This is a genomic window from Dyadobacter sp. (genome assembly GCF_051859145.1).
Lineage (GTDB): Bacteria > Bacteroidota > Bacteroidia > Cytophagales > Spirosomataceae > Dyadobacter.
Genome location: NZ_JBHYGF010000022.1, coordinates 9,616 through 14,780 on the forward strand (window position 1 = coordinate 9,616; position 5,165 = coordinate 14,780).

Genomic DNA, 5,165 nt, shown 5'->3' on the forward strand with positions numbered 1-5,165 from the left:
TGTAGGTGATCACTCCGTCTTTCACATCCTTTTTGTTGGGCAATCCGAGATGTTCCTTTGGCGTGACATAACAGAGCATGGCGGTCCCAAACCAGCCGATCATCGCGGCTCCGATAGCGGAGGTAATGTGGTCGTAACCAGGAGCAATGTCGGTAGTGAGCGGACCAAGCGTGTAAAAAGGCGCTTCGCTGCAATGTTCCAGCTGCTTTTCCATATTCTCTTTTATCAAATGCATCGGCACGTGGCCGGGACCTTCGATGATCGTCTGCACGTCGTGCTTCCAGGCAATCTTGGTGAGCTCGCCCAGTGTTTCCAGCTCGGCAAACTGCGCGGCGTCATTTGCGTCGGCAATGCAACCAGGCCGCAATCCGTCGCCGAGCGAGAAAGCCACATCATAGGCTTTCATGATCTCGCATATTTCCTCGAAATGCGTGTACAGGAAGTTTTCTTGATGATGTGCGAGGCACCATTTGGCCATAATAGAACCACCTCTCGACACGATTCCCGTAATGCGCCTGGCGGTCAGCGGAATGTACCGGAGCAAAACGCCCGCGTGTATTGTAAAATAGTCTACGCCCTGTTCCGCCTGCTCGATCAGCGTATCGCGGAACAGCTCCCACGTCAGGTCCTCCGCTTTACCATTCACCTTTTCCAGCGCCTGGTAGATCGGCACGGTACCGATGGGCACGGGCGAGTTGCGGATGATCCACTCGCGTGTTTCATGGATATTCTTGCCTGTTGACAGGTCCATAATCGTATCCGCACCCCAGCGGCACGCCCACACGGCCTTTTCCACTTCTTCCTCAATACTCGACGAGACCGCAGAGTTACCAATGTTTGCATTGATCTTGACAAGAAAATTCCGCCCGATGATCATCGGCTCGCTTTCAGGGTGGTTGATATTGGAAGGGATCACAGCTCTTCCGGCTGCTACTTCCTGTCTCACAAACTCAGGTGTGATGAAACTCCTTGGGGTATTTGCGCCAAAGCTCTGACCGGGATGCTGGTGCGATAATGTACCGGCGCGCCCATTCAATTCACTAAAATGCTGGTCGATCCGCTGGTTTTCACGAATAGCAATGTATTCCATCTCCGCGGTGATCATCCCCTTTTTGGCATAGTGAAGCTGGGATACGTTGTGCCCGGCTTTGGCGCGAAGCGGTTTGCTGACGTGCGCAAACCGCAGGTGATCAAGCTGAACATTGGCCAGCCGCTCACGCCCGTAGCTCGAAGATATCGTTTCAAGCTGCTCTACGTCCTGCCGCGCCCGGACCCATTCCGACCTGAGCTGCGGCAGACCTTTTTTCACATCAATGTCAATCTGCGGATCGGTAAAAGGGCCGCTGGTGTCGTATACGGTTACGGGCGCATTGAGTTCCGTCGCACCAGGCTTTCCGTGTATCCTGGTGTCGCTCAATGCGATCTCGCGCATCGCTACCGAAATGTTGTGCAGCTTGCCAGGTACATATATTTTGCGCGAATTAGGAAAAGGAGTCCTCGTGATCACGCCGCTCTCAGGTGTTTTTTCAATTTTCATAACAAACAGGATTGGGCAAACCGCGGCTGGTATCAGGCGGTCCGGGTGAATATTGATAACTTGAATTTTGAGAAAACGGGGCGGTTATCCTCCCTGGGTAGCTTTGATCAGGGTAATGCGGTCGTGGGGCTGCAGCGTGCGGCGCCCCCATTCAGACCTTGCCAGCACCGACTGGTTGATCGCAATAGCAACACCTTTCAGGCTGTCGGGAAAAAGTCCTGACAACAGCTGCTGGACCGAATAATGGTCGGGAATCTCGCGGGATTGATCGTTAACTGTGATTTCCATTCTGAAAAACGTTTTGTGAGAAAAACTTCAGGAATGGACCTTTATGGAAAGATTCATTGAGATACAATAGCAGTATCTCTTACTTTTCCCTTCGGCAGTACTAGCTGCATCAGGTTCAAAGGGTATTATCTCAGTCCGCATATCGGGACACCCCTAAAGTTTCGACAAAACTATTTGAAAATGCGGTTTATCAAAATTTTCAGAAGATTAAATAGCAGCCTGAAAACAGTTGCGATTGAATGCAAGTGCTCATTTAAGTAACTAAAAAGCTGAGTTAAAGTACTAAACCCGCTCAGGCGACGAAATGGTGTTCCACCAGAAATCACATAGCTGGCGGAAGAGCTGCATGGATTCTTTCAGGTTTTTTCCCTTCATCACAAATGCATTCGCCTGATGCGAGTAGCTTTCGCGGATATCGACCGGGTTATCTGAAAAGCTGAAAACTACGACCGGCACAAACGGCAGCTTGTTAACTGCGCTTTTCATCGTATTCAGCAAATCAAGTCCCTGCTCCCTGGTGGGCAGGTACAGGTCCAGGATGATCATATCGATCGGAAATGGAGATACATCAATGTTGTCGCGCAGGTACTCGCGTGCCGTGACTTCGTTGGCAAAACGGGTGATTTGTACATCCGGCAGGATATGCCGCAGGGAAAGGTTCATCAGTTCCCAGTGATCGTCGCTGTCTTCCACGATCAGGATGTTCTTGCCTTCGAGGTTTTCGGGCAATGCAACTTCCTCCTGTACAGGGTAACTATTCAAAAAAGAGACGCTGATCGATTCGGCCAATTTGCTGTACGCATCATAGGATACCGGCTTGGTGATATATGCATTGATCCCCTGACGATAAGCTTTGAAAATCAGGTCCTGATTGGAGGAGGTCGACAACATCACAATGGGTACGTGCCGCAGTTTGCCACTGCTTCTAATGACAGACAATGCTTCCAGACCGCTCATGCGCGGCATGTTCATGTCCATCACGATCAATGCGGGTTCGTGCAGGCCGGCGGGGCAGTTCATCCGTTCAAGAAGCTCAACGCCATCGTTCACTTCGATGATCGTAACGTCCTGCATCACCTGTTCAAGTGCTTCTTTAATTAGCATTCGATCATCCTCGTCATCATCAACAAGAAAGATGGATTTAGAAGTCTCGAATGTGGGAATACCCGTCATGATTTTTGGTAATAGTTTTTTGATGTAGCGTACTGGGGCAAAAGTACCAAAGAAAAGGGGAATCTGGTTAAACTTCGGCTATCGGCAGTCGGTTTTCGGCTGTTAGTTGCTAGCTATTAGCTATTAGAGAGTAATTCGAAAAAAGCCGAAGTCTGAAAGCCGATAGCCGAAGTAAAACCAAAAGCCGAAGTCTGATAGCCGACAGCCGAAGTAAAAGTCTGATAGCCGACAGCCGAAGTTAACCAGCTAACAGCTACCCCAAATAAACATTCTCCCATTTTTTTATACATTTGAAAGATCAATCCCCTTTCACTTTGAACCGGCTTTTGTCACTTCTGCTATTTGGGCTGCTGCTGTATAATATGGCGGGCTATTCGGTTGTGTACCTGCTGGAAGAAACACCGGCTATGTCAGGCCCTGTTGGAAACTATGCTGAGCCGGGGGATTTTGCTGGGGATATCGTGATCAAAGTGCCTGTGCATGTGCCTTATCAGGTCAGCTGGGACAATGCGGAGACTGCTGAGGGTGAAATCCGGCACAACGGGCTGCACTACCGAATGAAGACCAAGCAGCTGATCAACGATACCCTCTACGTACATTGCGAATTTGACCAGAATGCGCGTGACCGTTATACTGCATTGGTGTCGCGGATCCAGGATGAAATCGCAGGAGCCCGGCCGCAAAAGGGTGCGCATTCTGTTCTCCTCAAATCCTTCCTGAAAGATTATCTCGCCATTCACAAAAAACATATTTTCTACGTCCTGGAATGGATTCCGGCGGATGTGAAAATTGCTGACCGTTATTTGCTTTCGGTAAGCGGCCCCCCCGTGACCCCCCTGGCGCCCCCTCCCGATCAGGCATAAGCCCCTTTTTCTTTTTACACAAGATATCCGGCAGACCAGGTGACCTGGCGGCATTGCGCGCGCTTTGCATTTCCGTGGCTGTCGTTTTAAAATCTCCTAATTAGGCTTATTCCATTCAAACATGAAAAAACATATATACCTCGCGTTCGCATTCTTAGTTGCATCTCTTATTTCCTTCAATGCGCATGCACAAGGCTGTGTAGCGATCCGAAGCACCGGAAATGCCTGCATGCTCGCGCACGCAGACAGTATTGACCACCCACAATGGGTTCTGACCACCAGCGCACGCTATTTCAAATCATTCCGCCACTATTCAGGCACCACCGAGAACAAAGAGCGGCTCGTGCAGCATACCGAGGTAATTAATCATACTGCGTCACTGGACATTAACCTGACGCGGATCTTAAATGATCGCTGGTCCATAATGATCGACTTACCGATTATTTCCAATGCGCGCTCCTCGCTTTACGAGCACGGTTTAATCAACGGCGCCAACAAGTTTAACCAGCGTCACAGCATGCATTCTTTCGGTATCGGCGATTTGCGACTGGCGGCTTACCGGTGGCTTTTTGATCCCAAAACAAGTGCGCGCGGTAATGTTCAGCTGGGTTTGGGTATCAAGCTGCCAACAGGCGATTACAAGTACGAGGACTACTGGTACAATGTGGGCCCGAATGGAAGTAAAGAGCTCCGCCCGGTAGACCAGTCCATTCAGTTGGGCGACGGCGGGACCGGCTTTACCGTCGAGGCAAATACTTATTACAACCTCACGCACAACTTCGGTGTGTATGGAAACTTCTATTACCTGATCAATCCGCGCGAGCAGAATGGCGTGCGGACTTACCGCGAGACGCTTTCTCCCAGACTTGCCAACGAGGCAATTATGAGCGTTCCTGACCAATATATGGCGCGTGGTGGTGTGAGCTACGCCATCAACGGACTGGTACGCGGACTGACGGCAGCAGCCGGCGCGCGCCTCGAAGGTATCCCCGTGCACGATCTCGTGGGTGGAAGCGGCGATTTCCGCAGACCCGGATATGTGTGGAGCATTGAGCCGAGTGTCAGCTATTCTTCGGGTAAATTCGGCTTTTTCGTGAGTGTTCCGGTTGCATTGTCGCGCAACCGCACGCAGAGCGTGACGGACAAGGCTTATTCAGCAGCTACGGGCACATTTGCAAGAGGCGACGCTGCATTTGCCGATTACTCTGTGAATGCAGGGGTTTCGTTTAAATTCTGATTTTACCAAAACAAACGAAAGTGCCACGTGGTGAGAACCAGGTGGCACTTTCGTTTGTAGCTAAGTC

General features: G+C 50.5%; 6 protein-coding genes and 1 riboswitch. Of the genes, 2 read left to right on the forward strand and 4 right to left on the reverse strand.

Annotated elements, in window-relative coordinates:
• From thiC to ACTIE6_RS02080, 4 genes are all read right to left on the reverse strand, one after another.
• Window positions 1-1,537 (reverse strand): phosphomethylpyrimidine synthase ThiC (gene thiC, locus ACTIE6_RS02065; RefSeq protein ID WP_439555046.1); only part of this gene is annotated, 1,537 nt, incomplete at its 3' end.
• An 84-nt stretch (window positions 1,538-1,621) separates the two neighbouring features.
• Window positions 1,622-1,825 carry a sulfur carrier protein ThiS gene (gene thiS, locus ACTIE6_RS02070; protein WP_439555047.1) on the reverse strand — a complete coding sequence of 68 codons (204 nt, stop codon included), beginning with the start codon at window positions 1,823-1,825 and terminating at the stop codon, window positions 1,622-1,624.
• Between the two features lie 69 nt (window positions 1,826-1,894).
• Window positions 1,895-1,990: riboswitch (TPP riboswitch) on the reverse strand.
• A gap of 117 nt (window positions 1,991-2,107) precedes the next feature.
• The gene (locus ACTIE6_RS02075; protein WP_439555048.1) at window positions 2,108-2,998 is read right to left on the reverse strand and encodes a response regulator; all 891 of its coding nucleotides are present in this window, start codon (window positions 2,996-2,998) and stop codon (window positions 2,108-2,110) included.
• A gap of 116 nt (window positions 2,999-3,114) precedes the next feature.
• Window positions 3,115-3,276, reverse strand: a complete 162-nt coding sequence (locus ACTIE6_RS02080) for a hypothetical protein (RefSeq protein ID WP_439555049.1) — start codon at window positions 3,274-3,276, stop codon at window positions 3,115-3,117.
• Window positions 3,277-3,324: 48 nt separating this feature from the next.
• Between ACTIE6_RS02080 and ACTIE6_RS02085 the strand changes: the two genes are divergently transcribed.
• Both ACTIE6_RS02085 and ACTIE6_RS02090 read left to right on the forward strand, forming a co-directional pair.
• The gene (locus tag ACTIE6_RS02085) at window positions 3,325-3,861 is read left to right on the forward strand and encodes a hypothetical protein (RefSeq protein WP_439555050.1); all 537 of its coding nucleotides are present in this window, start codon (window positions 3,325-3,327) and stop codon (window positions 3,859-3,861) included.
• Between the two features lie 121 nt (window positions 3,862-3,982).
• The gene (locus ACTIE6_RS02090) at window positions 3,983-5,098 is read left to right on the forward strand and encodes a hypothetical protein (protein WP_439555051.1); all 1,116 of its coding nucleotides are present in this window, start codon (window positions 3,983-3,985) and stop codon (window positions 5,096-5,098) included.
• Window positions 5,099-5,165: the final 67 nt, after the last annotated feature.

What these genes read in the sequence shown, in the direction of transcription:
- thiS (WP_439555047.1), bottom strand. Translation starts at nt 1,825, where the DNA reads ATGGAAATCACAGTTAACGATCAATCCCGCGAGATTCCCGACCATTAT.
- ACTIE6_RS02075 (WP_439555048.1), bottom strand. Translation starts at nt 2,998, where the DNA reads ATGACGGGTATTCCCACATTCGAGACTTCTAAATCCATCTTTCTTGTT.
- ACTIE6_RS02080 (WP_439555049.1), bottom strand. Translation starts at nt 3,276, where the DNA reads ATGGGAGAATGTTTATTTGGGGTAGCTGTTAGCTGGTTAACTTCGGCT.
- ACTIE6_RS02090 (WP_439555051.1), top strand. Translation starts at nt 3,983, where the DNA reads ATGAAAAAACATATATACCTCGCGTTCGCATTCTTAGTTGCATCTCTT.